The organism is Skermanella sp. TT6 (genome assembly GCF_016653635.2).
GTDB classification, from domain to species: domain Bacteria; phylum Pseudomonadota; class Alphaproteobacteria; order Azospirillales; family Azospirillaceae; genus Skermanella; species Skermanella cutis.
Map to the genome: position 1 here is coordinate 3,041,909 of NZ_CP067420.1, position 25,262 is coordinate 3,067,170.

Here is a 25,262-nt window from a genome sequence, read left to right on the forward strand (position 1 = left end):
AGGGGAAAGCAGAGCATGAAGGATGGAGCCGATCTGGACCGGCTGGCCGGGCTTTTGGGTGTCGAGCCGTTCTATCACGACATCTGGGGAAACCGGCGCGAGATCGGCCCCGCCACCAAGCGGGACCTGGTCCAGGCGATGGGCTTCCCGGCCGGCACGCCGGAGGAGGCTGCCGACAGCCTTTTCCGGCTGCGGGAGCGCGACTGGCGGCGCATGCTGCGGCCGGTCTTCGTCCTCGGCGAATCGGACGCGGTGGAGATCGATTTCACCGTGCCCGACCGCACCGGTCCCGCCGGGATCACCTGGACCTTGTCGGAGGAGTTCGGCGACGTGCATTGGGGCGAGCAGCCCCTGTCCGGCCTGCCGGCGATCGGCGAGGAGACGTTCGACGACGTCCGCTATACCCGGCACCGCCTGACCCTACCCGAAGCCCTGCCCCAAGGCTACCACCGGCTGGCGATCCAGCTGAACGTGGCCGACAGCGTCGTCCACGAGGGAGCTGCCTGCGTGATCGTGGCCCCCGAAAGCTGCCTGTCGCCCGACGAATTGGCGGGCGGCGACGGCTGGTCCTGGGGCATGGGCGTGCAGCTCTACGCCCTTCGATCCGCGGCGAACTGGGGCATCGGCGACTATGCCGATGCCGGGTCCGCGGCGGAGCAAGCCGCCGCCATGGGGGCCGGGGTGCTGGGCCTGAACCCGCTGCATGCCCTGTTTCCCGCCGATCCCAACCACAACAGTCCCTATTCGCCGAGCAACCGGGGCTTCCTGAACACCCTGTTCATCGATGTCGCCGGGCTGCCCGAACTGGCGGAGAGTCCTGAAGCCCGGAGCTTGATCGAAAGCGCCGACTTCCAGGCGCAGCTCCAGGCCGCCCGCGAAGCGCCGCTGGTCAATTACGGGGCGGTCGCCGACCTCAAGATGCCGGTTCTCGACCTGGTCTTCAAAAGCGCCCGGGAGTCGACGGGGCCGCGCCGCGACGCCTTCCTCCTGTTCCAGCGTGAAATGGACGAGCCGCTGGTCCGGCAATCCGTCTTCGACGCGCTGCACGAGCATTTCTTCAAGGGTGAAGGCAAGTGGGCGTGGCAGGACTGGCCCGAAGCCTATCGCGACCCCCGGAGCGAGGCGGTCGAACGGTTCGCGGAGGAGAATGCCGATCGGGTCGAGTTCTTCCAGTGGCTTCAATTCGTCGCCGACGACCAGCTCGCCGATGCGGCGCACCGGGCCCATCGCGCCGGCATGCCGATCGGTTTCTACCGCGACCTCGCGGTCGCCAACCATCCCGGAGGGGCCGCGGCATGGTCCGCGCAGGACGTCATCGTCCAGGGTGCGAATGTCGGCTCGCCGCCCGACATGTTCAGCCCCGACGGGCAGAACTGGGGACTGGCGCCGCTGTCGCCGCTCGGCTTGGTCGAGACCGCGTACGAAACCTTCATCCAGTCGCTGCGTGCCAACATGCGTCACGCCGGCGCGATCCGAATCGACCATGTGATGGCGCTCCAGCACCTGTTCTGGATCCCGTCGCGGCCGGACCACGAGGGCGGCGCCTACGTAGCCTATCCCATGCGCGATCTCGTGCGCATCATCGCGCTGGAATCGCGACGGAACCGCTGCCTGGTGATCGGAGAGGACCTCGGCACCGTCCCGGAAGGCTTCCGCCCGGCCATGCAGAAGGCCGGGATCCTGTCTTACCGGGTGCTCTATTTCGAGCGCGGCCCCGACAAGGGCTTCATCGCGCCCGAGCATTACCCGCGCGACTCCCTGGTATCCGTCACCACCCACGATCTGCCCACCCTGAAGGGCTGGTGGAACGGCCACGACATCCGGATCCGGGCCGAGCTGGGGCAGTATTCCGAACCCGGCGCGCTCGACTCCGAACTGGCGGAGCGCAGGACAGATCGGGAGCGCCTGCTGTCCTCCATGCGCTGGTCCGGCGTGGTCCCGCAGGAGACCGGCTCCGAGACGCTGACGGCCGAACTGGCCGGAGCCATCCACGGTTATCTGGCGCGCACGCCCGGCCGCATCCTGATGGTCCAGGTCGAGGACATGGTCGGCGAAATCGACCAGCCGAACCTGCCCGGAACCGTCCACCAGCACCCGAACTGGCAGCGCAAACTTCCGGTCGCGATCGGGACCATCCCCGAATCGCCGATCGCCCGGGCCATCGTCCAGGCGATCGATCGCGAGCATGGCCGCGGCTGACCTAGGGGTCGTCATGGTGAGAATGGTTATCGATGCAAGAAAACCGGCCTTGAGAATAACTTTCAGGTTTTATTTCGGGCCGGTTCGTATATTTAACAGAACGCGAGGTTTATGCATCCCACCCGGGTGCGATCGAGGGGCTGGTCCACAGCGCTTGCACGGAGAAGAAAATGAAGGGTGATCCCAAAGTAATCCGTCATCTGAATACCATTCTGACGAACGAGTTGACGGCGATCAACCAGTACTTCTTGCACGCGCGCATGCTGAAGAACTGGGGCCTTCTGCGGCTCGCCAAGTATGTCTACGACGAATCCATCGGCGAAATGAATCATGCCGATTACATCATCGAGCGGATCCTGTTCCTTGAAGGCCTGCCGAACCTTCAGGACCTGCACAAGCTGAAGATCGGCGAAGACGTGCCGGAGATGTTCACGTGCGACCTCGGCGTCGAGAGCCACAACCGCGCCTGCCTCCAGGAGGCGATCGCCTACTGCGAAGAGGTCCGCGACTTCCAGACCCGCGAGATTTTCGTCAAGATCCTCGACGAGACCGAGGAGCACATCGACTGGCTGGAAACCCAGCTCGACCTGATCCAGCGCGTCGGCGCCCAGAACTACCAGCAGGAGCAGATGTTCGAAGCGAGCTGAGGGCTCCTTCCACATCCCTTCGTGCCAGATCCGGCGGCGGTCCCATTCGGGGCCGCCGTTTTGCCTTCCCGCTCCTGCGTGATTGTTGATACGCCGGTCCGCAATCGCTAGCGTTGCCCGATGCAGCACAGACCCCTCATGCCCCAGGCCGAGACCGCGGAAGCTCCCCCGCCCGAGGAACTGCGTCGCCTTTATGACGACCTGTCGCCTGCCGCAAAGGTCGTGGCCCACCTGAAGATCGTCGCAGGCGCCGAGGCGGGGAACAACACGCTTTACAAGGCGGCCTCGGCGGTCCGAATTCCGCTGCCCGGCGGGAAGACGCTCGGGGCGGGCTTGGTCGGCGAGGTCGTGGCACAGATCAAGGGCAGCGGCCTGTGGCTGGGTTTGAACCAGGAGAGAAACCAGTTCTGCCATGACATGAACATCGCCGCTTTCGCGGATCCGCAGCATGACCTCTATATCGAAGCGGTGGAGCGGACCAGCCGTCCCACCGGATACATCCATTATCAGGCGCATCGGACCCGGGAACTGCGTTTCGTGGTCTACGGGAACTATGCCGATGCCATGACCGGAAGGCTGGTGGAGGACACGCCCGGCACCCTGGCCCTCCTGGCGGGTTTCTTCGGCCATGTCAGCCTGCGCCCGGACTGGGTGTCCAGCCGGGCACCCGTCATCCTGGAAGCCGTGCTGGCGGCGAAGCTCAACGTGCTTCTCCGCACCGGACACCGCCCCCCGGATTTCGATGATCTGCGGGCGCAACTGGACCGGCTCGCAGCGGTGAGCGTGAATCCCGGCACCCGCATTTCGCTCGCGCGTTATGCGATCCTCAGGGGCGACCCTGCCGGAGCGAGTCGGATCGGGGAAGAATTGCGCCCCGGGACGCAGGAGATCGAGGGGGAAAGGGCGAGCGACCATGCCGTGATGGTGGCCGCCTACCGGCATCTGATCTCGGCGATGGCCGATTTCCTCTGCGGACGGAACACGGAAGCGCTGGCGAAATTCCGCGAGGGGTTGAAGCTGTTCCGCAAATCCACCCGCAGGCGAAAGATCTTCCTGCCCGACATAGAGGGCCTGCTGGCGATGCTGTGCATCCTGCGGGAAGGAAATCCGGCGCTGATCCCGGAATTGCTCGGCTGGGTGGAGGATGCCGGGCGCGATACCTGGCCCGGCTCGACCCAGGGCGGCGTCGCTGCGGCCTGGGCGATGGCTCTGATCGTGCAGGGAAAGGACGATGCGGCCGGAAGCGTCCTGAAGAACACTGCCGCCAAATACGATGCTCCGCTGGCCCGGGCCCTCGAACCGCTTGCCCAATTCCTGCTCGACCCCTTGCCGCTCCGTGGCCGAACGGCGGAGCTCAAGTCGCTGTTCGAGAGCAATCGGGACACCTTGCCGCTGGTGGCGGAGATCTACGCTTCGCTGCTGGAGAAGCTGGCTGGCGATCCCGAACCCTACAGGGAGTACCTGGAACGGCCCGACCGCCAGCCGATCATCCGCCTGGTCGACCTGATCGAGGTGAACGACCCATGGGAACGCGCGCTCGACCATCTTGAAACATTGCTGGCGCCGCCTGACAAGCCGGTTGCGGAGACAGCCCGGAAGCGGTCGAAGCGCCTGATCTGGCTTCTGGAGCCCGATATCGGGACGATCGAGGTGGTCGAGCAGACCGCTAAGGTGAGGGACGGCTGGAATGCAGGACGCACGCTGTCTTTCCGCCGCGTCGGCAAGAACGAGCCGCCGCTCGAGATGGATGACCACGACCGGCGGGTGGTCTCGACGCTTCGGCGTACTCACGAGCTGAACTATTATTATCAGCCCACGACGGAAAGCTACGGCCCGGATCCCTACAAGACGCTTCTCGCCCTGGTCGGACACCCCCGGGTGTTCCGCGCGGACGACAGGAGCCGGCAGCTCGAACTCATCCGCTATCCGGTCGAACTGGTCGTCTGCGAGGTACGGGGCGGGTATCGCATCGCGCTTTCCCACTTCTCCGAACAGCCCACGGCCCTCCTGGAGCAGGAGACTCCCGATCGCTACAGGGTGATCGACGTCTCGGCGGACGTGGTGAAGGTCGGGACGCTTCTCGGACCGGACGGCATGACCGTCCCCCGCGACGGACGGGACCGCGTCGTGAACCTCGTCAGGCGGTCGATCGGCGGGGCGCTGCCGATCCGCTCGGAGATCGACGCCGTGGAAGTGCCGGCGATCGAAGGCGATCCGAAGCCCGTCCTCCGCCTGGTCCCGGTCGATCGCGGCCTTCGGGTGTCCGCCTTCGTCCTGCCGTTCGGAGACGCCGGTCCGCACTACCTGCCGGGGCACGCCGGCAAGTCGGTGCTGTCGCTGGTCGACGGGAAGACCCAGCGCGCCAATCGCGACCTGGAGCGGGAGACGGCGGAACTCGCGGCCTTGCTGGCCGCCTGCCCCAGCCTCGACCAGCGCGCCGTGGGCGAGATGGAATGGGAGCTGCCGGACCTCCATGACAGCCTTCAATTCCTGTCGGAGGTCCAGGCCTACCCCGGATCGGCCTCGCTGGAGTGGCCCGAAGGCGGCCGGCTCCAGGTCACCGCCGCGGCTGCCAGCGCCGGCATGTCGGTCAAGCTGCGGGCATCGCGCGACTGGTTCCAGGTCAGCGGCGAAGTCCGCATCGACGAAAACCTGGTGATGGACCTGCGGGAGTTGCTGGACCGGGCCGCCCGGACCCAGGGCCGTTTCATCCAGCTCGACGACGGCCGTTTCCTGGCGCTGACGGAGGAGTTGCGCCGCCGCCTGGATCGCCTGGGTGCGCTTTCGGAAGGCGACGGACGGGGCCGCAAGGTGCACCGGATGGCGGCCTTCGCCGTCGCGGAGGCGCTTGAGGATGCCGGGAAGCTGGACTCCGACAAGCAATGGCGCGAGCAACTCGAACGGATCCGGGAGGCGGGCCACCACGCCCCGAAGGTCCCCTCGACGCTCCAGGCCGACCTGCGCGACTATCAGGTCGAAGGCTTCCGCTGGCTGTCGCGGCTGGCCCACTGGGGTGCCGGAGCCTGCTTGGCCGACGACATGGGGCTGGGCAAGACCGTCCAGGCCATCGCCGTGATGCTGGAACACGCGCCCCAAGGCGCCGCCCTCGTGGTCGCCCCGACCTCGGTCTGCCACAACTGGGCCGCCGAGATCGAGCGATTCGCGCCGTCCCTTTCCGTCCGCCAATTCTCCGATGCCGGCGACCGCACCGCCCTGGTCAAATCACTGGGTCCCTTCGACGTGCTGGTCACCAGCTATGGCCTGCTCAACCAGGAAGCGGCGCTTCTGTCGGACACGCCCTGGAGGATCGCCATCCTGGACGAGGCGCAGGCGATCAAGAACGCGGCGACAAAGCGGGCCCAGGCCAGCATGAGGCTCCAGGCCGACTTCCGGCTGGCCTTGACCGGCACTCCGGTGGAAAATTACCTCGAAGAGCTGTGGAGTCTGTTCCACTTCATCAATCCGGGTCTGCTGGGCTCGCTGGAGAGCTTCCGGAAGCGCTTCGTCCTGCCGATCGAGCGCGGCGACCGGGCGGCCAAGCAGGCCCTGAAGGCCCTGGTCGGTCCCTTCATCCTGCGCCGCACCAAGTCGGCGGTCCTGACCGAACTGCCGCCGCGTACCGAACAGACGATCCTGGTCGATCTCGACGACGACGAACGGGCCCTTTACGAAGCGCTGCGGCGCCGGGCGATCGAGCGCATCGAGAATCTACCCGACGACGCCTCCGCCCAGCGCAAGATCCATATCCTCGCCGAGATCACCCGACTGCGGCGCGCCTGCTGCCACCCCTCCCTCGCGGCTTCCGACGCGACCGGGATGGAAGGTGCCAAGCTGTCGCTGTTCCTCGAATTGGTGGACGAATTGCTGCGTAACCGGCACAAGGCGCTGGTCTTCAGCCAGTATGTCGGATTCCTGGAGATCGTCCGGAGAGCCCTGGAGGAGCGCGGGATCGCCCACCAGTACCTGGATGGCCAGACGCCGCAGCGCGAGCGGGAGAGAAGGGTCAATGCCTTCCAGGCCGGCGCGGGAGACCTGTTCCTGATCAGCCTCAAGGCAGGCGGCACCGGGCTGAACCTGACCGCCGCGGATTACGTCATCCACCTCGACCCCTGGTGGAACCCCGCCGTCGAGGACCAGGCTTCCGGCCGCGCCCACCGGATCGGCCAGCAGCGCCCCGTCACCGTCTATCGCCTCGCCGTCGCCGGGACGATCGAGCAGGGAATCCTGGGGCTGCACCAGGACAAGCGGGAAATGGCGGCCGAATTGCTGGACGGCAGCGAGGCCAGCGCCAAGCTCACCGACGAGGAGTTGATGAACCTGCTGAGCGGCTGATCCCGCGCCGAGCGATATCCGAGGGAAGGTTCCGCGTCACCGCACCGCATCGACCCGAACGCCGAAAAGCGCGACAGCTCGCGTCGCCCCGGAATACCCGGGCGTGCAGGAGCTGCGGGATGGCGAACGATTACGACGCGACGGTGAAAGACCTGGTATGGGCCGGCGCCCCAGCCCTGCTGGGCATGCTGGCGGGCGCACCGGTCCGATGTTTCCTATCCGCCGAGTTCTCGTCGGTGCGCCGGCGGCGCCCCGACATGGTGGCCCGATTGATGAACGGCAGCATCTTTCACCTGGAATTGCAGGCCGGCCCGGACGCGCGCCTGGACTGGCGCATGCTCGAATACTACGGTCCGATCTCGGAACTGAACGACGGCGCTCCGGTGACTCAGCTCGTCCTGCACCTGGGCGAACGCGGCAGGGACAAGCCGGCCAGTATCGCGCACCCCAACCTGAACTTCGCCTACCATGTCCGTTACATCGGCGACCTCGACTCCAGGCCGCTGCTCGACAGCCCGGCCCCCGAGGATGCGGTGCTGGCAATCCTGTGCGGAAACGACGATATTAGGATGCGCGTCCGGAACATCCTGGCCCGCATCGTGCGGCTCGACCGTCGGGCTCGCGACGATGCGGCGGCCAAACTCTTGATCCTTGCCCAACTGCGCAGGGCGGTGCCGGTCGTGAAGGAGGAACTGAGATCCATGGCAGTCCAGATCAACGTCGATGAACATCCCTATCTTCGGGAAATCGCGGCCATGGGAGAGGCCAAGGGCAAGGCCGGCTCCCTGCTCCGGCAGATCGAGCGCCGTCTCGGGCAGGTGCCGCCGGAGATGCTTGACCGCGTGCGCGGCGGCTCCGCCGAGGAACTCGACCGCTGGATGGATGCGGTGTGCGATGCCTCCACCCTTGACGCTGCCGAGCTCGAGTCGATCCTTTCCCCCTCCCAGCACTGACCCGCCCGGATCAGGTCATGTCCAGCCCTGGATGTTATGTCGCCCGTTTCGAGGACGGATCCGAAACGGTGCGCGTGACCGACCCGGACGGCGCGGCGATCGGCGACGATCACGCGGCGTGCATACGCGACATGCTCGGAGAGTTGCTGGACGAATTGGGCCGTCGGGGTTTCGATGCCTCCTCGGCCGTATTCGTTATCGACCGCCGGACGAGTGGCACGCCCTGACAGGCGCCTCGACCATACGGATGCACCATGGCGAGCGCCTTCGCGGACACGAATGCCGGCTTTGACATCGGGTCTCGTCCTTGATGGACAATCCGTACCGCGACCGGCTATCGGGGGCGGACATCCGTCCGCCCCCTTCCTCCGTCAGGACATCTGCCGTTCCAGCACCAGCGTGCCTAGCGGCGGTACCGTGAGGCAGACCGAATAGGGCCGGCCGTGGTGGGGAACTTCCTCCGCCTCGACGCCGCCGCCGTTGCCGACGTCGCTGCCGCCGTAGACACCCGCGTCCGTGTTCAGCCGTTCGCGGTAGAAGCCGGGCAGCGGTACGCCGACCCTGTAACCGTGCCGGGGAAGCGGCGTGAAGTTGCTGACCGACACGATCGGCCGCTCCCTGTCCTTGCCGTAGCGCAGGAAGGCCAGGACGCTGTTATCGCTGTCGTTCGCCTCGATCCATTCGAAGCCGGGGGCTTCGTTGTCCAACTCGTGAAGCGCCGCCGTGTCGCGGTAGAGATGGTTGAGATCGCGGATCAGCGACTGGACGCCTCTGTGGAACGGATCGTCGAGCAGGAACCAGTCCAATCCCTGGTTATGGTTCCACTCCCGCTCCTGGCCGAACTCGCCGCCCATGAACAGCAGCTTCTTGCCCGGATGGGTCCACATGAAGCCGTAATAGGCCCTCAGGTTGGCGAACTTCTGCCACCGGTCCCCCGGCATCTTGTTCAGCAGGGAGCCCTTGCCGTGCACCACCTCGTCATGGCTCAGAGGCAGCACGAAGTTCTCGCTGAAAGCGTAAAGCAGGCCGAAGGTCAGGTCATGGTGATGGTAGCGGCGATGGATCGGGTCCTTCGACATGAACCGAAGCGTGTCGTGCATCCAGCCCATGTTCCATTTGAAGCCGAAGCCGAGCCCGCCCAGATAGACCGGCCGCGACACGCCCGGCCACGAGGTCGACTCCTCGGCCACGGTCATGGCGCCGGGATGGTTGGCGTAGACCAGCTCGTTCATCCGCTTCAGGAAGGCGACCGCTTCCAGGTTCTCGTTGCCGCCGTACTGGTTCGGCACCCACTGGTCGGCCTGCCGGCTGTAATCGAGATACAGCATCGACGCCACCGCATCGACACGGATGCCGTCGAAATGGAACTGGTCCATCCAGTACAGCGCGCTGCCCAGCAGGAAGCTCGATACCTCGCGCCGGCCGAAATTGTAGATCAGCGTGTTCCAGTCCTGGTGGAAGCCCTGACGCGGATCGGCATGCTCGTACAGGTGCGTCCCGTCGAACATGCCGAGACCGTGGGGGTCCGTCGGGAAATGGCCCGGCACCCAGTCCAGCAGCAGGCCGATCCCTTCCCTGTGGCAGCGCTCGACGAAGCGCGAGAAGGCGACCGGATCGCCGTGCCGGCTGGTCGGCGCATACATGCCGATCGGCTGGTATCCCCAGGACCCGTCGAACGGGAATTCGGTTATCGGCAGCAGCTCGATGTGGGTGTAGCCCATCTCCTTGACGTAGGAGACGAGGTCGTCCGCCAGTTCGTCATAGGTCAGGTAACGCATTCCGCCGTCGCCGTCCGGACGCTTCCACGAGCTGAGATGGCACTCGTAGATCGACACCGGCTTGCCCCGCCAGTCGGTCCGGGCCCTGTCGCGCAGCCAGTCCTGGTCAGCCCAGTCATGGTCGTTCAGCCCCTGCACGACCGAGGCGGTATGCGGCGGCATTTCGGCCCGGAAGGCGTAAGGATCGGCCTTGAGCGGCATCAGGTTGCCGCCCGGTCCCTTGATCTCGTACTTGTAGCGGTCGCCCTTGGCGACATGGGGAACGAACAGCTCCCACACGCCGCATTCGTGGCGTTTGCGCATGGGAAGCCGGCGCCCGTCCCAATTGCAGAAGTCGCCGATGACGGAGACCCGCCGGGCATTGGGTGCCCAGACCGCGAACGCCGTTCCCGCGACGCCTTCCATCTCGTGCGGATGCGCGCCCAGCCGCTCGAAGCTGCGCAGATGGGTGCCTTCCGCCAGCAGGTGGACGTCGAGCTGGCCCAGGACGGGCGGGAAGCTGTAGGCGTCCTCGAACTCTCCGGTATGCGTCGCGAAGTCGATGCGGAACCGGTACCGGAAGCGGTTCTTGCGATCGTCAAGCGTGACGGCCCAGAAGCCGTCGGAATGGACCTTCTCCAGATCCGCCACCGGGTGCCCGCTGTCGGCGTCGATCAGCAGGATCCGCCGCGCTTCGGGGATGAAGGTGCGGACCGTGACGACTCCGTCCGGCCCGTCGGTGTGCATGCCCAGGATGCCGAACGGGTCGCCGTGGTCGGCCCGGACGACGGCCTCGATCTCCTGCCGCAGGGTTTCGGCGCTTTTCGCGCCCGACCCGCCGGAGAGTTCGGCGGCGGGCTGGCTGGTCGGGTTCTTGGTGTAGGCGGTCATCAAACCTCCCCAGGCTGTGAGCTGGCGGCATGTGCATCGAGTATGCCGGCCACCCCTTTGATCGGGATGCCCAGCCATGTCGGCCGATTGGCGGCCTCGTAGGCGACTTCGTAAAGCGCCTTCTCCAACGTGAACAGGTCGAGCAGGCGTTTTGCAACGTCCTCGTCGGCGGGATAGCTGGGGCATCCCATAATCCCGTCGTGATAGGCGGTCAGGAACGCCCTGGACGCCTGCTGCTCCCATTCCAGCGCGGTGCCGAGCACCTTCGACCCGGCATCGGCCTGCATCTCCTGGACCCGCTTCACCGCGGCCCAGGCGGCATAGTTGAACGACCGGAGCATGCCGGCCACGTCGCGGAGCGGCGCGTGCTTGGCCCGGCGCTGGTCGAGCGTCTTGGCCGGCTCGCCCTCGAAGTCGATCACGTACCAGTCATTCTGCGCCTTCAACACCTGACCCAGGTGATAGTCTCCATGGTAACGCGTCTTGAAGCTGGTGACACCGCCCGCGACGAGCGAACCGATCAGGTCGAGGCACTCCTGACGGCGTTCCAGCAGCGACTCGGCTTCCGCAAGTTCGTCGCCGGTCAGCCGCGACCGGGCCTGCTCCAGGCTGCCGAAGGCGCGTTCGGCCTGCGCCCTGGCCTCCTCGATCCAGCGGGTGACATCGCCGTCGGTGACCGGCTCGGGCTCGAAGGCGGGATCGCCGCTCTCGACCGCCAGCGCCCGATGGAGTTCCGCCGTCCGTTGCCCCAGCGTACCGGCCAGGGCCATGTAGAATTCCAGGTTCTCGGCGGCGGACTGGTCCGACTCCTCGGTGGCGGGGGCGCCCAGCCGGATTTCGTCCAGGTACCGCACCAGCTGGTCGACGGTGTAGCTCCAGCCGTCGCCCTGGTTTCGCACGAAGCCCTGCACGATCATCAGGGCGGTCGACGTACCGTCCTCCTCCACATGGAAGGCCGACCCAAGCAGCGGCGGCGTGTTGCGGTAATCGGCGACCTCGGTCAGGAAGCGGCCGATCTCCAGCTCGGGATGCACGCCGCGGACCAGCTTGCGGTAGGACTTGACCACCATCAGGTCGGCGACCAGGACGGAAGTGTTGCTCTGCTCGACGCCGAGCCGGCGGATTTCCAACTCCTCGGGAAGCTCCAGGTCCGCCATGCGCTGTGTCGGCTGGAACTGGATCGTTCCGGAGTTCGCCTTGACCTGGTCGTTGCGCTTGATCGCGTCGACCGCGGCCAGCAGGAAACGGTCGGACTGCATGGCGTCGTACAGGCCGCCCAGCCGCGGACCGCGCCGGGCACGCGCCAGCGTGTAGGGCAGCAGGGGCGAAGCGGGCGTCGCCGCGCTCTCCTCCCAGGTGACGGCGAGCGGCAGGAAATACGGATGCGGTTCTTCCACCCCGGACAGCACGACGTCGATGACGCCGAGCATGAAGTTCTCGCCCCGTCCCGAAAGCTCCGCGATCGTGCGGACGCGGGTCTCGTTGATCACCTCGTCCTTGGCGCCGAACCAACGCTGCTTGGGCAGGTAGGTCGGCAGCACGTCGCGGGCCAGCTCCGTCGCGGCGCGGCCCGCCGGGTTACGCCAGCCGTCGGTGATCACCAGCGTGACGAATTCCGGCATGACCTCGGGAAGCTGCTCGTGCCAGGCCGGCTGCTCGGCGGTGTCGGTCAGGCCGAACCAGTAGAAGCCGTAGGCGGGAAGCGTCAGCAGGTACGGAAGGTCGCCGATCGGCGGGAAGGTGCTTCGGCCGATCAGCTCGACCGGAACGCAATTCTTGTGGCGCGCCAGATCAAGCTCGACCGCCTGGGCCGAACGCGACAGGTTGGCGACGCACAGGATCACCTCCCCCTCGTGCTCGCGCAGGTAGGCCAGGACCTTGCGGTTGCCGGGATAGAGGAAGCGCAGCGTGCCGCGGCCGAACGCCTTCTGCTGCTGGCGCACCGCGATCAGCCGCTTCATCCAGTTCAGCAGGGAGGACGGGCTCCGCTCCTGCGCCTCGACGTTGACGGCGTCGAAGCCGTAGATCGGGTCGGCGACGGCCGGCAGGTAGAGACGCGCCGGGTCCGACCGGGAGAAGCCGCCGTTGCGGTCCGGCGACCACTGCATCGGCGTGCGGACGCCGTCGCGGTCGCCCAGATAGACGTTGTCGCCCATCCCGATCTCGTCGCCGTAATAGACCACCGGCGTGCCGGGCATGGAGAACAGCAGGCTGTTCAGCAGCTCGATCTTCCGTCGGTCGTTGTCCATCAGCGGAGCCAGGCGGCGGCGGATGCCCAGGTTGATCCGCATCCGCCGATCCTTGGCGTAGAAGTTCCAGAGATAGTCCCGCTCCTTGTCGGTGACCATCTCCAGCGTCAACTCGTCATGGTTGCGCAGGAAGACGGCCCACTGGCAGGTCTCCGGGATCTCCGGCGTCTGGCGCATGATGTCGGTGACGGGATGCCGATCTTCCTGGGCGATCGCCATGTACATGCGCGGCATCAACGGGAAGTGGAACGCCATGTGGCATTCGTCGCCGCCCTTGGACAGGTCGCCGAAATAGGGCAGCACGTCTTCCGGCCACTGGTTGGCTTCGGCCAACAGCATGCGGTCCTGGTAGCCTTCGTCCACGGCGGAACGGATCTGCTTCAGGACGTCGTGGGTTTCCGAGAGGTTCTCGTTGTTCGTGCCCTCGCGCTCGATCAGGTAGGGCACGGCGTCGAGCCGGAGCCCGTCCACGCCCAAGTCGAGCCAGAAGCGCAGCACGCTCAGCACCTCGCGCATCACGGCCGGATTGTCGAAGTTCAGGTCCGGCTGGTGCGAGTAGAAGCGGTGCCAGAAATAGGCCTTGGCGACCGGGTCCCAGGTCCAGTTGGACTTCTCGGTATCCAGGAAGATGATCCGGGTACCCTGATACTTCTGGTCGGAATCGCTCCAGACATAGAAGTTTCGGTGGTTGGAGCCCGGCTTGGCGGTGCGGGCGCGCTGGAACCAGGGATGCTGGTCGGACGTGTGGTTGATGACCAGCTCGGTGATCACGCGCATGCCGCGGTTGTGGCACTCGCGCACGAACTGCCGGAAATCCCGCATGAATCCGTAGGACGGATTGACGTTGCGGTAGTCGGCGATGTCGTATCCGTCGTCGCGCAGCGGCGAGGGATAGAAGGGCAACAACCACAGTGCCGTGACACCGAGTTCCTGAAGATAGTCCAGTTTCTGGGACAACCCCGCGAAGTCGCCGATGCCGTCGTTATCGGCGTCGAAGAAGGCCTTCACGTGGAGTTGGTAGATGACGGCATCCTTGTACCAGAGGCGGTCGTTCCGATCGATCATGGTATCTCGGGCTGTTGCAAGGACGTGGGCGCCCGTTGGCTATGGGCTTGGCGGATCTTGGCCGCTCACGGCGCCTCGGCGCGGGCCGCCGGTGCTGGATGAGCGTGCGACTGATCAGGGTAACACGCGAGAACGCTGGAAAGCACAGGCGCCCTCCAGTTTTTGCGGTTCCGCGGCTGACCGGCCCTTGCTGCCGGCCCTCTTCGATCAAAACTCTCTGGGCTTTCGCCTGGACCGGAGCCGCGTCCGACCAGGTCGCGTCACCGTAAGGCCCGCCTTCGCCGAATGGAGGAAACCAGGGAATGCTCAGGATGCCTGTTCCGAAATCCAGACTAGCAGGACGCGGAAAAACGGGCCTTCGCAGCGCTCTTGCCTCCGCTGAGGCTTGAAGAGGGCGCTTAGGACGCCCGTTTTGGACGAGATGGAGCGGTTTGCCTCGATCCGGGGCTCCCGGCGCCGCCGTTCAGGCGAACTCCGGGCGTGGTTATGCCGCAGCCAGCAGCTTGGGCAGGCGGATCAGGTTGTAGGCCGCGGCGGTCAGCGTGAACATCCAACCGACACGGGCCGTGCCGCGATGACGCGTTTTGCGCAAGCCGGCTCCCTTGATCCAGCCGAACACCTCTTCGATCCGCTTGCGGATACGCAGGCTGACGGCGTAGCCGGGGTGGCGGGTGGTCCGGCCGTCGATCGCCGAGCGTCGGTTGTTCGTGTTCTGGGCGACGTGCGGGGCCGCGCCCAACTCGCGCATGTTCGCCACGAAATCCCTGGTGTCGTAGGCCTTGTCGGCCCCGACCGTGATGCGGTGGCGGCCCGGAATGGCCTCGACCATGGCCACCGCCGCCTCGCGCTCGGCCAAGCCGGTGGCCGCCGTCAGCCGGACATCCACCACCAGGGCGTGGCGGTTCTCCATCAGCGCATGGCCCATGAAGGCCAGCTTCGCCGGCTGCCCGTTGCCCTTGCGGTACAGCCGCGCCTCGGGATCGGTAGTCGAGGCGTGGGTCTCGTTGGAGCGCTTCTCGCCATGGAAGTCGCGTTCGCCGTTGCGTCCCGGCCCCGGCGGCTCGCCGCTGCCGTCCTTGGGCCGGAAGCTCTTCACCGAGGCCCACGCTTCAATCAGCGTGCCGTCCACCGAGAAATGCTCGTCCGACAGCAGCGTTTTGACCCGCGGCTGATCCAGCACGGTGGCCAGGAACTTGGCCGCCACATCGCCGGCCAGCAGCCGTTCACGGTTCTTGGTGAACACCGTCACGTCCCACACCGGCGCGTCCATCGACAGGCCGACGAACCAGCGGAACAGCAGGTTGTAATCGAGCTGTTCCATCAGCTGACGCTCCGAGCGCACCGAGTAGAAGGCCTGCAGCAGCAGCGCCCGCAGCAGCTTCTCCGGCGGGATCGATGGTCGCCCAATCCTGGAGTACAGCCCCTCGAAGGCCGGCGACATCACCTCCAGCGCCTCGTCCACGATGGCCCGGATCGGCCGCAACGGATGGCTCGCCGGAACCCGCGCTTCACAGCTCAGGTAGCTGAACAGACCCTCGCTGCGTTCGTCCAATCCCCGCATCGTCCCCTCGCCGGCCGCAGTCTCCACCACCGTAGAGAATCACGACCGGCAGGCCGTGCACAGCCCTTTTTCCGCAGCCTGCTAGAGCCGTGCCCGGTCAGATCGATCCGCCCCGGGACAGCCGAACCGATGCGTCGGGCCCATGGCCTAACAATGCGCATCGCGGCGAGTGGAACGGCAGGCTGCGTGAACCGAAGCGGTTCAACCTGATCGGGGACCGCTCTAGCGCCTTATCGGCGTGACGGTGGCCGACGCCCCGTCCTCGGTGCGCGGATGTCCGGAGGAAAGGGTGCGGTCCGGAACCAGGAAGTCGATCCGGCGGAAACCGGCGATGCGGCTCAGGAGGATCTGGGGGATCTGTGCGCGATAGGCGTTGTAAGCCCGGATATCGGCATTGCAGCTCTCCCGGCGAGCCAGAAGATCCTGCTCCACGCCCGCGAGCTGGATCATGAGCTGGTGATGCTCCGGCGTACGCCCGATGCCGTCGGCCAGCTTCTCCAGCAGAGTGTTGCGTCGGAGCGCCCCGACCTCCACGTTCGCGGTCCTTTCCTGCACGACGTGCAGCAGGTGCTGAAGGCGATTGTAGATCGCCGCGATGTAAAGCACACAAAGCGCCCCTACGATCAACGCCATATCCATATCGGTATCCCCCTGCCCCGGGATCATACCATCGCGTGTAGCAAAAAGGCATAAATTGTAGCGAAATTTTCAGGTCCGCCATTCCAAGGGCAACTTGTCGCGCGGTGCGGTACCCGAAGGGCTGCTAGTCTTCGATAAGGTCCAGGCAGGGCCGAGATCCCCATGACCAAAGCTCTGGTCCAATTTCGACATGCAAAGCTTCAGGAGCGCTGAATAATGGCATCATACATGATCAAGGTCGCGGGCGAAGGACTGGTGTCCAAGGCCCATCGCAGTGCCGATGTCGGCCCGACCAGCGGTTCTTCCGTTATTTATGAAATCCTGAACGTGCCCGCCGACGTCACGATCGACGACGTCATCTCGGCTTTCAAGAGCTACAAGCCGCAGGAGAAGGTGTACGAGATCGACTACGCCGCCCTGAAAGCCTGAAGCCGGCTGCCGCCAAGGCTACGCCCGGCAGCCGTTCCGCTCACGCGGGAAGGCTGCCGGGCGTAGCGGAACCGATCAGGCGGCCTTGAACCGCGTCACCCACTTCTTCAGCTCGGCGACATGCTCCGCCTCCTCCTCCGCGAACTCCTCCGCCATCATGCGGATTTCGGGGTCCTTCGTGGTGGTGGCGACGTTCTGGTAGAAAGCGTATCCGCGCTCCTCGCTGTCCAATGCCAGCGCCAGAGCATATTCGGCGTTCATCAGGTAGTGCGAGCCTTCCATGGAGGTCGCCTCCGGACTCTCGTCGCCCGGCCAGACGAAATCCTCCGGCTTCATGTCCGGCAGTTTGTGGAATCCGGCGCGTTTGCGGGCTTCGGCCAGGTGAAGCCGCGAGAAATGCGCCATCTTGCCGAAAAACTCGGCCACCTCCCTGTTGCCGTAGGTCTTCATCGATTCGGCCAGATCGGAGAACCGCGCCGCGGCATCCTCCTCCAGCTTGATCGCATAGGCGAGAAATTCTGCTACATCGTTCATGATCAAACCAGTGTGGAGAGTGGGAAAAACGGATCACGCCCACAGTAGGACCGGGGCTGCCCGCTGTCTCGCCTTGAACCCATCCGGACGGCACCGCGTGACGATTTGACCTAGCCTGCAAGATGGTTGCACGGCGCCTTGGCTCGGCGGATGATTGTCACCGGTGAAACCGGTCGGTGATCACGAAGGCATCTAGGGGGTTCAGGCACATGAAGAGCATTCTCATTCCGGTCGAGGAAAGCGAACTGCTGGAGTCGGTGCTGGAGACGGCCCTGCTGGTGGCACGTCGCTTCGGCAGCCACATGGAAGGTCTGCATGTCCGTCCCGATTTCGCCGGGATCATCGCGGCCACCGGCATGGGCGCGCCCTACGTCGTCGAGGATTTCAGGAAGGAGGACTGGGAAAGCATCCAGCGCTCCCGGTTGGAATTCGAGCAGTTCCTGAACCGCAACGACATACCGCTGGACGGTGGCGCCGGCACCGGCCAACCCTGGGCGACCTTCCGGGTCGAAGCTCCGCCGGGCGACGACTTCATCGGTCAGCATGCGCGGCTGTTCGACGTGACGGTGCTGGGCCAGCCGTCCCGGGGGGCCACCCCGCCCCGCATGAGCACCCTGGAGGCGGCGCTGTTCGACGGCGGCCGGGCGGTCCTGGTGGCGCCGCCGACGGCCCCGCGCCGCCTCGGCCACAACGTGATGATCGCCTGGAACGCGAGCACGGAGACGGCGCGCACGGTCGGGCTGGCCCGCAGCTTCCTGGAGCAGGCGGAGCGCGTGTTCGTGCTGTCGGTGGAGGGCGGACTGGTCGCCGGTCCCAGCGCCGACGAAGCGGCGCGGTACCTGACGCGCGCCGGCATTCCCGCCCAGGCGATGCACGTTCCGCAGAACCGCGGCGTGGGCGAGACGATCCTGGAGCATGCCAAGGCGCTGGAGATCGATCTCCTCATCAAGGGCGCCTACACCCAGAGCCGCCTGCGCCAGATGATCTTCGGCGGCGCCACCAGCCATATCCTGGCCATGGCCAACATGCCGGTCCTGCTCGCCCACTGACGGCGGGGGACTCCCGGAGGGGCGCGCTCACTGGGCGCGCGGGTCTCGCTGGAAGCGGATGACGTTCGACGGGCCGCCGGGACCGAGAAGGTCGGCCAGTACGGCGACGAGGTCCGGCGGCCGGTAGGGCTTGCACAGCCGCGCCACGCCTGCCGGGATCGCCCCGTTCGGCAGGTCGGCATAGCCGGAAGCCAGGACGATGGGCAGGTCGGGGTACCGGCTCCGCAGCGTCTCGATCAAGTCCAGCCCGGTCATGCCAGGCATCGCGTAATCGGTGATGATCAGGTCGAAAGGTCCGGCGCTGTCCAGGATCTCCAGCGCGTGATTGCCGTCATGGGCCAACGTGACCGAATGGCCCATATCCTGTAGCACCGCCTCGGCGCCCATGCCGACCAGCACGTCGTCCTCCACCAGGAGGACGCGGCACGACGGAGGAGCCGATGCCTCCTCCCGCGCATCGGACAGCAGCGGCTTGATCGGCATGACCGTTCCCGCCGCCGGCAGCCCGATCGAGATCCGGGTTCCCATGCCGATCTGGGTCAGGATGCGCAGCCAACCGCCCGACTGCACCGCCAGGCCATGGACCATGGACAGCCCCAGGCCGGATCCCTTGCCCGGTTCCTTCGTGGTGAAGAACGGTTCGATGCATGACCTGGACGTCCTGTCGTCCATGCCGCAGCCATTGTCGGCTACAGTCAGGCAGACGAAGCCGGCGCGCGGCTGGCTGGAGTCGTCGCGGTCGGCCGCCTGGTGACGCAGCGAAATGGTCAGGACACCACCCTCGCGCATCGCGTCCTTCGCGTTCAGCACGAGGTTGAGCAACGCCAGTTCGAGCTGGTTGGCATCGACCCGGACGTTCGGCAGGCCGTCGGGCAGGTCGAACACCGTTCGGATGCCGACCCCGACCGACCGCTCCACCAAGTCCCTCATGCCTCCCACGAGGTCGCGCAGATCGACCACCTCGGGCCGCAGGTCCTGTCGGCGGGCGAAAGCCAGCAGCCGCTGGGTCAGGGTGGTGCCGCGCTCCGCCGCCTGGATCGCGCTGTCGGCGAACTGCCGCAGGCGGTCGTCGTCGGGCAGGCGTTTCCGGAGAAGGTCCAGGTTGCTGAGGATGACCATCAGCAGATTGTTGAAGTCGTGGGCAACTCCACCGGTCAGTTGGCCCAGCAGCTCGAGCTTCTGGGCTTCATGGAGCTTCGCCTGCGCCGCCTTCAGGTCGGAGATGTCGCGCCCCTCAGCCACCAGCAGGACGGTCCTGCCATGTTCGTCGGCGACACCCTTCAGCGAGAAGTCGATCAGGACCCGACGATCGTCCACGCCGGTGATCTCGGCCTCGTAGCGCACGAACTCGCCGCCTGCCGCCCGGGTGATCGCCTGGCGCAGCTTGTCCACGGCATCGGCGTCCGGACGCCACCACGGTGTTTCCCAGAACGGCATGCCGATCACGTCAGCCTGGCTCAGGCCGCCGAAATCCAGCGCCGCCCGGTTTATCTCCAGGACCGTCCCGTCGGGCCGGAGCAGGGTTATGTACTGGAACATGGAGTTGAAAATGCCGCGGAAACGCCTTTCCTCCTCCCGCATCCTGTCGTTCGCCACGCCGAGCTCGCGGGTGCGCTCCTCGACCTGCCCTTCCAGTTGGCGTCCCGACCGGACGAGGGTATCGTTGGAGACCGCGAGTTCCTCGCGCAGGATGGCCTCGCGCCGGCTCATGCGCAACGATACCGCCGTCAGCGCGGCCAGCCCGCACAGGAGAAGCGCGACCTGCCAGACGCTCTGGTGGAGGCTCTCGCGGAAAGGAATCAGCGCGCTGGAGACCGGCACGCTGGCGCTGACGATCACCGGCCAGGAAGCATGGCGCCGGAAGGAGAAGATCCGCTCTCCCCCGTCGAACGGTGACTGCACGCGGAAGGTACCGGAACGCCCGGCGAGAAGCGACCAGAAGGCCGAATGGTCCCTGTAGTTGCGGCCGATCTCCTGGGGCGCCATGCCGGTGCGGGCAATGACTCCGCCATCGAGGTTCCAGACCATCAACTGGACGCCCGCCCCCAGGTCGCTGGTCAGCGGAACCTGCTCGAAGAAGGTCGGACGCATCGAGATCTGGGCGATCCCGTCGAGAGACCCTTCGCTGTCACGAATCGCCCGGGAGTAGGTGAACAGGATTTCCCCGGAGAATCGGCCGATCAGAGCCTCTCCGATATGGCGGTCCGCTCCGGCCAAATGGTCCTTCAGCCAGGCGCGGTCGGTGAAATCGCCCGACGGCGCCGGGAACTGCGTCGTCAGCAACGCGGGTACTCCGTTGCGGTCGACCACGAAGATCTGCAGTCCGATGATCCGGCGCGCCAAGTCGGCCAGGTAACGGTGAGGTTCCAGCCGGTGGCGGATTTGCTCGACGCCGCCCTTCTGCCGGACGTAACGGACGACCTCCAGCGCGATCAGGTCGCTGGCCTCGAAAACCCTGTCGATATATTCCTCGGTCATGCGAGCAAGATCGCGGCTCGCAGACTCGGCCCTTGCGAGTTCGCGGTCGTACTCCGACCACAGCCAGACCGCCCGCATACCCACCAAGCTCAGCGCGAAGAACGCCGCCATCATCAGGATCAGCAGGTCCATGCGTCGCCGGATCAAAATTCAGCTACTCCGTTTCGACTGAAATGCTACCTTAGTGATAATACCATCGCATCTCTTCCGAAGGAACGGATCATAATCATCCGGAGACGTCATGGCTGATTTTGACGCAAGCCTGGCTCATGGCTGGCCGGTGCAAACCGTCGAACCGCCATCGATCCCGATCGCCGGCCGGCCTCCGTCCGCAGGGCCATCGCCGGCGATGCGCAATACCGGTACGGGACCGAGCATGATGCGGGGAGTTCAAGGGACCTGGGCGGGCGTTCCGGTCCCGTCCGAACCCGCGGTCAACTCCCCGCCGGGTTTTCGATCGAATCGGCCGCGGTCTTCAGCATCCAGGTGAACCACAGGACGATGCCGACGAACTTGCGGCCGTCCTCCATGACATACAGAACGAGATCGGACTCCACATGTCCAACCCGTTCAGGAGCGCCGGGTTGCCGAAGACGACGCTGGCGGCAAGGAAAGCGACTGCCGACGCAGGCATCATCGGGTTGTCGCGGATCAGGAACCTGAAGAAGGTCATGCCGAACCCCGCCCCCAGCCACCGGGGCGACGTGTCCTGGCCGACAGTAACGTCCGACGAATTTCTTGAGTTGTTCTCCGTGACAAACGCCGCGGCCACAGTCGTCGGATTTCTTTGTTAACCAATCATGACGGCTTCGTGACGCTACCGTCAAACTTGTTGGGAAGACGCGCATGCGTCAGTACAAATGCTGCCCGCCGGTAACGAAGATCTCCGTTCCGGTCACATAGCTGGAGGCGGGCGAGCTGAGATAGAAGACCGCCGATGCGACGTCCGCCGGCTGTCCAAGCCGGTGCAGCGGAATGCGGGGGATCAGGATGTCGGTCTCCGGCGACAGCATCGCGGTCTCGATCTCTCCTGGCGCAACCGCATTGACCCGCACGCCGAGGTCGGCGAACTCCACGGCCATTTCCCGGGTCAACCCGGACAGCGCCGCCTTCGACGTACTGTAGGCCGAGCCCGCGAAGGGATGGACCGCATGGCCGGCGATCGAGGTGATGTTGACGATCGCGCCCTTGCCCTTGGCGAGCGAGGCGGCGAAGCCGCGGGCCAGGACGAGCGGCGCGAAGAAGTTCAGCTCGAACACGGAGCGCCAGGCGTTCAGGTCGCCGTTCAGGCAGCCGAGACGTTCCTTGATCGGCGTCTTGGGCGATACCCCGGCATTGTTGACCAGCGCATGAAGCGGTCCGCCGCCCAGCACCCGGTTCGCTTCCTTCACGAACTCGGCGCGGCTGTCCGGGTCACCCAGGTCGGCGGCTATATGGTGGGTCCAGTTGGGATCAGCCTTGCAGTCCTCCGGGATCGTCTCCCTCGAGCAGGTGATCACGCGCCACCCCTCGTCGCTGAATCGTTGCACGGTGGCGTGGCCGATCCCCCGGCTGGCGCCGGTCAGGATGACGGTCGGTTTCTCGGATGCTGGCGTTTCTGGCATGGTCTCACATTACAGCATCGCCTTGAGCGCTGCAAAGCCGGCCAAGCGACCGCGCCGCCCGGGTCCACGTGCATCTTCTATCCCAGCAACTGGAATGCCGGTCCGCCACGCCCCAGCAGTTCGGCGCGATAGGCTTCGACGACGGCCTCGTCTCCCCGGTCGGCGCGCGGCAGCTCGATGGGCAGGTCGGCAAGCACCCGCGTGGGAGGAGCCGAGAGCAGCACGAGCCGGTCCGCCAACTGGATCGCCTCGCGCAGATTGTGGGTGACGAACAGGACCGTCGTCGGCCGGGCGCTCCACACGTCAAGCAGCAACAGCCGCAACCGCTGTGCCGTCAGTTCGTCCAGCGACACGAAGGGCTCGTCCATCAGCAGCAGATCCGGCTGGACGACGAAGGCGCGGGCCAGCGCCGCCCGTCTGGCCATGCCGACCGACAGTCGGCCGGGATACTGGTCCCGTACGCGGGTCAGGTCCATGGCATCGAGCAAGGCCGCGATCCTCGCCTCGGCCCCCGGATCGCGGTCCGGACCAAGCACCAGTTCCAGATTTTGATGGACGGTGCGCCACGGCAGCAGGCGGGGGTTCTGGAAAACATAGCCGAGGATCGGGCGGTCCCGGCCGGCCGCCGTGGGCAACCTCACCCGGCCGCTGAAGTCGCGGTCGAGGCCGGCGACGATGTTCAGCGTGGTCGTCTTGCCGCAGCCGGACGGACCGACCATCGCCACGAATTCGCCGCGGCGCGCCGCCAGCCGGAACCCGCGCACCGCCTCGTGGGCGGGGGCGTCGCCGACCGCCGGAAACCTCTTGCTGTCGATCTCGACCAGCAGGTCAGGCAATGCCTCCTGCGCCGAGCCGGACAGAGCATCAGGGCGGGAAGTCCGGGCGAAGGTAATCGACATCCAACCGTACCAGACGAAACCAAGCTTGAACCTTAGCCTTCTGTCGCCTCGCCGCCTATAGCACTATCGTGGCACTGGCGCGACCGTCCCGCCCCGTGATTGCCTGCATGCATGAAACGGACATGCCGGACCGGGTGCGCCCTCGCGTCGATGATAGCGCTGCTGAGCTGTCTTGTGGCGGCAACGGCCCCCGGAATGGCGGCGGACACGCGGCCCGGGTCGGACGTCCCGCCGCCGGACGGCTATCGCCTGGATCGATACCGGGCTCCCGTCCCGTCCCATGTCCCCGGCGCCGCGACCGTCTCCCTGGAAGAGGCCGAGGCGCTTCACAAGGCCGGGACAGTGCTGTTCATCGACGTCATGAAGGTTCCCAGGGCGGCTTCACCCGGCCTTTCGGGCAAATGGCTGGTCGCGAAGCCCCATGTCGCGATCGCCGGCAGCACCTGGCTTCCCGAAGTCGGGGAGGGCCGGCCTGATCCCGTCGTCGAAGATTACTTCCGCCGCAATCTCGACCGGCTGACCGCGGGCGACAAGGCGGCCGGCCTGCTGTTCTATTGCGTGACCGACTGCTGGATGTCGTGGAACGCCGCGAAGCGGGCGCTATCCTGGGGGTACACGCGGGTATACTGGTTCCGCGACGGCATCGACGTGTGGCAACAGTTCGAACTGCCGACCGAAATCGTCGATCCGGTGCCCCTGGACGCAGGTTGACCATGGTCAGCGGATCAGCCGGACCTAAATGTCGGATTCTGCGTACGCGAAGCCCAGCCCGAAAGGAACGACGCTCGTGCGAAAACTGATGGCCGTCGCCGTCCTTCTTTCCGGATGCATGGCGTGGCGGGACGGATCGGCGGAAGCCGCCGGAAACCCGTCCGCCTGTGTTCCCCAAGGGGTCTGGATGGAACCGGCGGACAAGGCGGCCGGCGACGCGATCGCCGTGCCCGAACTGTTCCGCCGGGCATCCGCGACGCCCGTGGTGCTGCTGGGCGAGCGGCACGACAGCGCGGAGCATCATCGATGGCAACTGCACACGCTGGCCGGTTTGCACGCCCATCGGCCGGAACTGGTGATCGGGATGGAGATGTTCCCGCGCAGGGTCCAGCCGGCTCTGGATCGATGGAGCGCCGGCCGGACGACGGAGGAGGAGTTCCTTTCCGAGAGCGACTGGCGCACCGTGTGGGGTTATGACAGCGCGCTGTACATGCCCATCCTCCAGTTCGCCCGGATGCACCGGATCCCGGTCGTCGCGCTGAACGTCGACCGCGCGCTGACGGCGCGCGTGGGACGGGAAGGCTGGAACAACATCCCGCCGTCCGGGCGCGAGGGGGTCGGCGATCCGGCCCCGGCGCCCTCCGCCTACACCGAGAAGCTGGCGGAAATCTACTCGGCCCATGGACGCCAACCCGGAACGGGCGACGTGAGGGAGGATCCGTCCTTCCGCCGCTTCCAGGAGGCACAACTCCTTTGGGACCGCGCCATGGCGGAGGCGATCGCCGACGCCCATCGCCGCACGGGCGCGACGGTGGTCGGCATCGTCGGCGCGGGCCACTTGGAGGGTCGCCACGGCATCCCGCACCAACTCTCCGACCTCGGCATCGGGAACAGCATGGTCCTGTTGCCCTGGAGCGCGGGCATTCCCTGCTCGGAACTCGAGGCCGGCCTTGCCGACGCGGTATTCGGCGTCTCCGACGATCAGGAGGAACAGGGATCCTGGCGCCCGCGGCTGGGGGTTAGCCTCGCTCCCCAGGAGGAAGGCCTGCGCATCGAATCGGTGGTCGGAAACAGCGTGGCCGAGACCGCCGGGCTCAGGGCTGGCGACATCATCCTGGCCGCCGCCGGCACGAAGACCAGCGAAGTCGGCAAGTTCATCGACATCGTCAACCGTCAGGCGCCGGGAACATGGCTGCCGCTCAGCGTGCGACGGGACGGAGCCACCAGGGAGATCGTCGCCAAGTTTCCGGTTTCCTGAAGTCCAG

The 25,262-nt window shown here is 66.0% G+C and carries 19 protein-coding genes; 10 read left to right on the forward strand and 9 right to left on the reverse strand.

Annotated elements, in window-relative coordinates:
* Positions 1-15: 15 nt before the first annotated feature.
* The 5 genes from malQ to IGS68_RS14395 all read left to right on the forward strand — a co-directional run bounded on the left by malQ (position 16) and on the right by IGS68_RS14395 (position 8,358).
* Positions 16-2,199: a 4-alpha-glucanotransferase gene (gene malQ, locus IGS68_RS14375; RefSeq protein WP_201070018.1), complete on the forward strand. Its 2,184-nt coding sequence runs from the start codon at positions 16-18 to the stop codon at positions 2,197-2,199.
* A 170-nt stretch (positions 2,200-2,369) separates the two neighbouring features.
* Positions 2,370-2,846 (forward strand): bacterioferritin, encoded by a 477-nt coding sequence (gene bfr / locus IGS68_RS14380; protein WP_201070021.1) that lies wholly within the window; start codon positions 2,370-2,372, stop codon positions 2,844-2,846.
* Between the two features lie 138 nt (positions 2,847-2,984).
* A complete protein-coding gene (locus IGS68_RS14385; RefSeq protein WP_201070024.1) occupies positions 2,985-7,178 on the forward strand; it encodes a DEAD/DEAH box helicase in 4,194 nt (1,397 codons plus the stop codon).
* 119 nt (positions 7,179-7,297) lie between these two features.
* A complete protein-coding gene (locus IGS68_RS14390) occupies positions 7,298-8,131 on the forward strand; it encodes a DUF4351 domain-containing protein (RefSeq protein ID WP_201070026.1) in 834 nt (277 codons plus the stop codon).
* A 17-nt stretch (positions 8,132-8,148) separates the two neighbouring features.
* Positions 8,149-8,358 (forward strand): hypothetical protein, encoded by a 210-nt coding sequence (locus IGS68_RS14395; protein ID WP_201070029.1) that lies wholly within the window; start codon positions 8,149-8,151, stop codon positions 8,356-8,358.
* Between the two features lie 144 nt (positions 8,359-8,502).
* On the opposite strand, the gene glgB is transcribed toward IGS68_RS14395, so the two are convergent.
* The 4 genes from glgB to IGS68_RS14415 all read right to left on the reverse strand — a co-directional run bounded on the left by glgB (position 8,503) and on the right by IGS68_RS14415 (position 16,287).
* Positions 8,503-10,779, reverse strand: a complete 2,277-nt coding sequence (gene glgB / locus IGS68_RS14400) for a 1,4-alpha-glucan branching protein GlgB (protein ID WP_201070032.1) — start codon at positions 10,777-10,779, stop codon at positions 8,503-8,505.
* Positions 10,779-14,093, reverse strand: coding sequence for a maltose alpha-D-glucosyltransferase (gene treS, locus IGS68_RS14405; protein ID WP_201070035.1), 3,315 nt, complete (start codon positions 14,091-14,093; stop codon positions 10,779-10,781). The genes glgB and treS overlap by 1 nt, the downstream gene beginning before the upstream one ends.
* Positions 14,094-14,577: 484 nt before the next feature.
* Entirely contained in the window at positions 14,578-15,654 is a 1,077-nt protein-coding gene (locus IGS68_RS14410) for an IS5 family transposase (protein WP_201081198.1), read from the reverse strand.
* A gap of 222 nt (positions 15,655-15,876) precedes the next feature.
* Positions 15,877-16,287 carry a LemA family protein gene (locus IGS68_RS14415; RefSeq protein WP_201070038.1) on the reverse strand — a complete coding sequence of 137 codons (411 nt, stop codon included), beginning with the start codon at positions 16,285-16,287 and terminating at the stop codon, positions 15,877-15,879.
* Between the two features lie 222 nt (positions 16,288-16,509).
* On the opposite strand from IGS68_RS14415, the gene IGS68_RS14420 reads away from it, so the two are divergent.
* Positions 16,510-16,722 carry a hypothetical protein gene (locus tag IGS68_RS14420; RefSeq protein WP_201070042.1) on the forward strand — a complete coding sequence of 71 codons (213 nt, stop codon included), beginning with the start codon at positions 16,510-16,512 and terminating at the stop codon, positions 16,720-16,722.
* Between the two features lie 75 nt (positions 16,723-16,797).
* Here IGS68_RS14420 and IGS68_RS14425 read toward each other — a convergent pair whose 3' ends face one another.
* Positions 16,798-17,256 carry a ferritin-like domain-containing protein gene (locus IGS68_RS14425; protein WP_201070044.1) on the reverse strand — a complete coding sequence of 153 codons (459 nt, stop codon included), beginning with the start codon at positions 17,254-17,256 and terminating at the stop codon, positions 16,798-16,800.
* Between the two features lie 209 nt (positions 17,257-17,465).
* On the opposite strand from IGS68_RS14425, the gene IGS68_RS14430 reads away from it, so the two are divergent.
* Positions 17,466-18,305 (forward strand): universal stress protein, encoded by an 840-nt coding sequence (locus IGS68_RS14430; RefSeq protein ID WP_201070048.1) that lies wholly within the window; start codon positions 17,466-17,468, stop codon positions 18,303-18,305.
* 27 nt (positions 18,306-18,332) lie between these two features.
* Here the strand turns inward: IGS68_RS14430 and IGS68_RS14435 are convergent, their stop codons facing one another.
* Positions 18,333-20,915 (reverse strand): hybrid sensor histidine kinase/response regulator, encoded by a 2,583-nt coding sequence (locus IGS68_RS14435; protein WP_201070052.1) that lies wholly within the window; start codon positions 20,913-20,915, stop codon positions 18,333-18,335.
* Positions 20,916-21,217: 302 nt separating this feature from the next.
* Positions 21,218-21,340, reverse strand: coding sequence for a hypothetical protein (locus tag IGS68_RS35980; RefSeq protein ID WP_256445671.1), 123 nt, complete (start codon positions 21,338-21,340; stop codon positions 21,218-21,220).
* On the opposite strand from IGS68_RS35980, the gene IGS68_RS14440 reads away from it, so the two are divergent.
* Positions 21,341-21,577, forward strand: a complete 237-nt coding sequence (locus IGS68_RS14440) for a hypothetical protein (RefSeq protein WP_201070055.1) — start codon at positions 21,341-21,343, stop codon at positions 21,575-21,577.
* Positions 21,578-21,634: 57 nt separating this feature from the next.
* Here the strand turns inward: IGS68_RS14440 and IGS68_RS14445 are convergent, their stop codons facing one another.
* A complete protein-coding gene (locus IGS68_RS14445) occupies positions 21,635-22,387 on the reverse strand; it encodes an SDR family NAD(P)-dependent oxidoreductase (RefSeq protein WP_201070058.1) in 753 nt (250 codons plus the stop codon).
* 77 nt (positions 22,388-22,464) lie between these two features.
* On the reverse strand, positions 22,465-23,286 hold the full coding sequence (locus tag IGS68_RS14450) for an ABC transporter ATP-binding protein (protein WP_201070061.1): 822 nt from the start codon (positions 23,284-23,286) through the stop codon (positions 22,465-22,467).
* Between the two features lie 195 nt (positions 23,287-23,481).
* Between IGS68_RS14450 and IGS68_RS14455 the strand changes: the two genes are divergently transcribed.
* Entirely contained in the window at positions 23,482-23,997 is a 516-nt protein-coding gene (locus tag IGS68_RS14455) for a PQQ-dependent catabolism-associated CXXCW motif protein (RefSeq protein WP_201070063.1), read from the forward strand.
* Positions 23,998-24,073: 76 nt separating this feature from the next.
* Entirely contained in the window at positions 24,074-25,255 is a 1,182-nt protein-coding gene (locus tag IGS68_RS14460; protein ID WP_247880843.1) for a ChaN family lipoprotein, read from the forward strand.
* The last annotated feature ends 7 nt before the right edge of the window (positions 25,256-25,262 follow it).

Coding starts and splice junctions, on each gene's coding strand:
- malQ (WP_201070018.1), top strand. CDS start 16: ATGAAGGATGGAGCCGATCTGGACCGGCTGGCCGGGCTTTTGGGTGTC.
- bfr (WP_201070021.1), top strand. CDS start 2,370: ATGAAGGGTGATCCCAAAGTAATCCGTCATCTGAATACCATTCTGACG.
- IGS68_RS14385 (WP_201070024.1), top strand. CDS start 2,985: ATGCCCCAGGCCGAGACCGCGGAAGCTCCCCCGCCCGAGGAACTGCGT.
- IGS68_RS14390 (WP_201070026.1), top strand. CDS start 7,298: ATGGCGAACGATTACGACGCGACGGTGAAAGACCTGGTATGGGCCGGC.
- IGS68_RS14395 (WP_201070029.1), top strand. CDS start 8,149: ATGTCCAGCCCTGGATGTTATGTCGCCCGTTTCGAGGACGGATCCGAA.
- glgB (WP_201070032.1), bottom strand. CDS start 10,779: ATGACCGCCTACACCAAGAACCCGACCAGCCAGCCCGCCGCCGAACTC.
- treS (WP_201070035.1), bottom strand. CDS start 14,093: ATGATCGATCGGAACGACCGCCTCTGGTACAAGGATGCCGTCATCTAC.
- IGS68_RS14410 (WP_201081198.1), bottom strand. CDS start 15,654: ATGCGGGGATTGGACGAACGCAGCGAGGGTCTGTTCAGCTACCTGAGC.
- IGS68_RS14415 (WP_201070038.1), bottom strand. CDS start 16,287: ATGGCGTTGATCGTAGGGGCGCTTTGTGTGCTTTACATCGCGGCGATC.
- IGS68_RS14420 (WP_201070042.1), top strand. CDS start 16,510: ATGGCATCATACATGATCAAGGTCGCGGGCGAAGGACTGGTGTCCAAG.
- IGS68_RS14425 (WP_201070044.1), bottom strand. CDS start 17,256: ATGAACGATGTAGCAGAATTTCTCGCCTATGCGATCAAGCTGGAGGAG.
- IGS68_RS14430 (WP_201070048.1), top strand. CDS start 17,466: ATGAAGAGCATTCTCATTCCGGTCGAGGAAAGCGAACTGCTGGAGTCG.
- IGS68_RS14435 (WP_201070052.1), bottom strand. CDS start 20,915: ATGGACCTGCTGATCCTGATGATGGCGGCGTTCTTCGCGCTGAGCTTG.
- IGS68_RS14440 (WP_201070055.1), top strand. CDS start 21,341: ATGTCCAACCCGTTCAGGAGCGCCGGGTTGCCGAAGACGACGCTGGCG.
- IGS68_RS14445 (WP_201070058.1), bottom strand. CDS start 22,387: ATGCCAGAAACGCCAGCATCCGAGAAACCGACCGTCATCCTGACCGGC.
- IGS68_RS14450 (WP_201070061.1), bottom strand. CDS start 23,286: ATGTCGATTACCTTCGCCCGGACTTCCCGCCCTGATGCTCTGTCCGGC.
- IGS68_RS14455 (WP_201070063.1), top strand. CDS start 23,482: ATGGCGGCGGACACGCGGCCCGGGTCGGACGTCCCGCCGCCGGACGGC.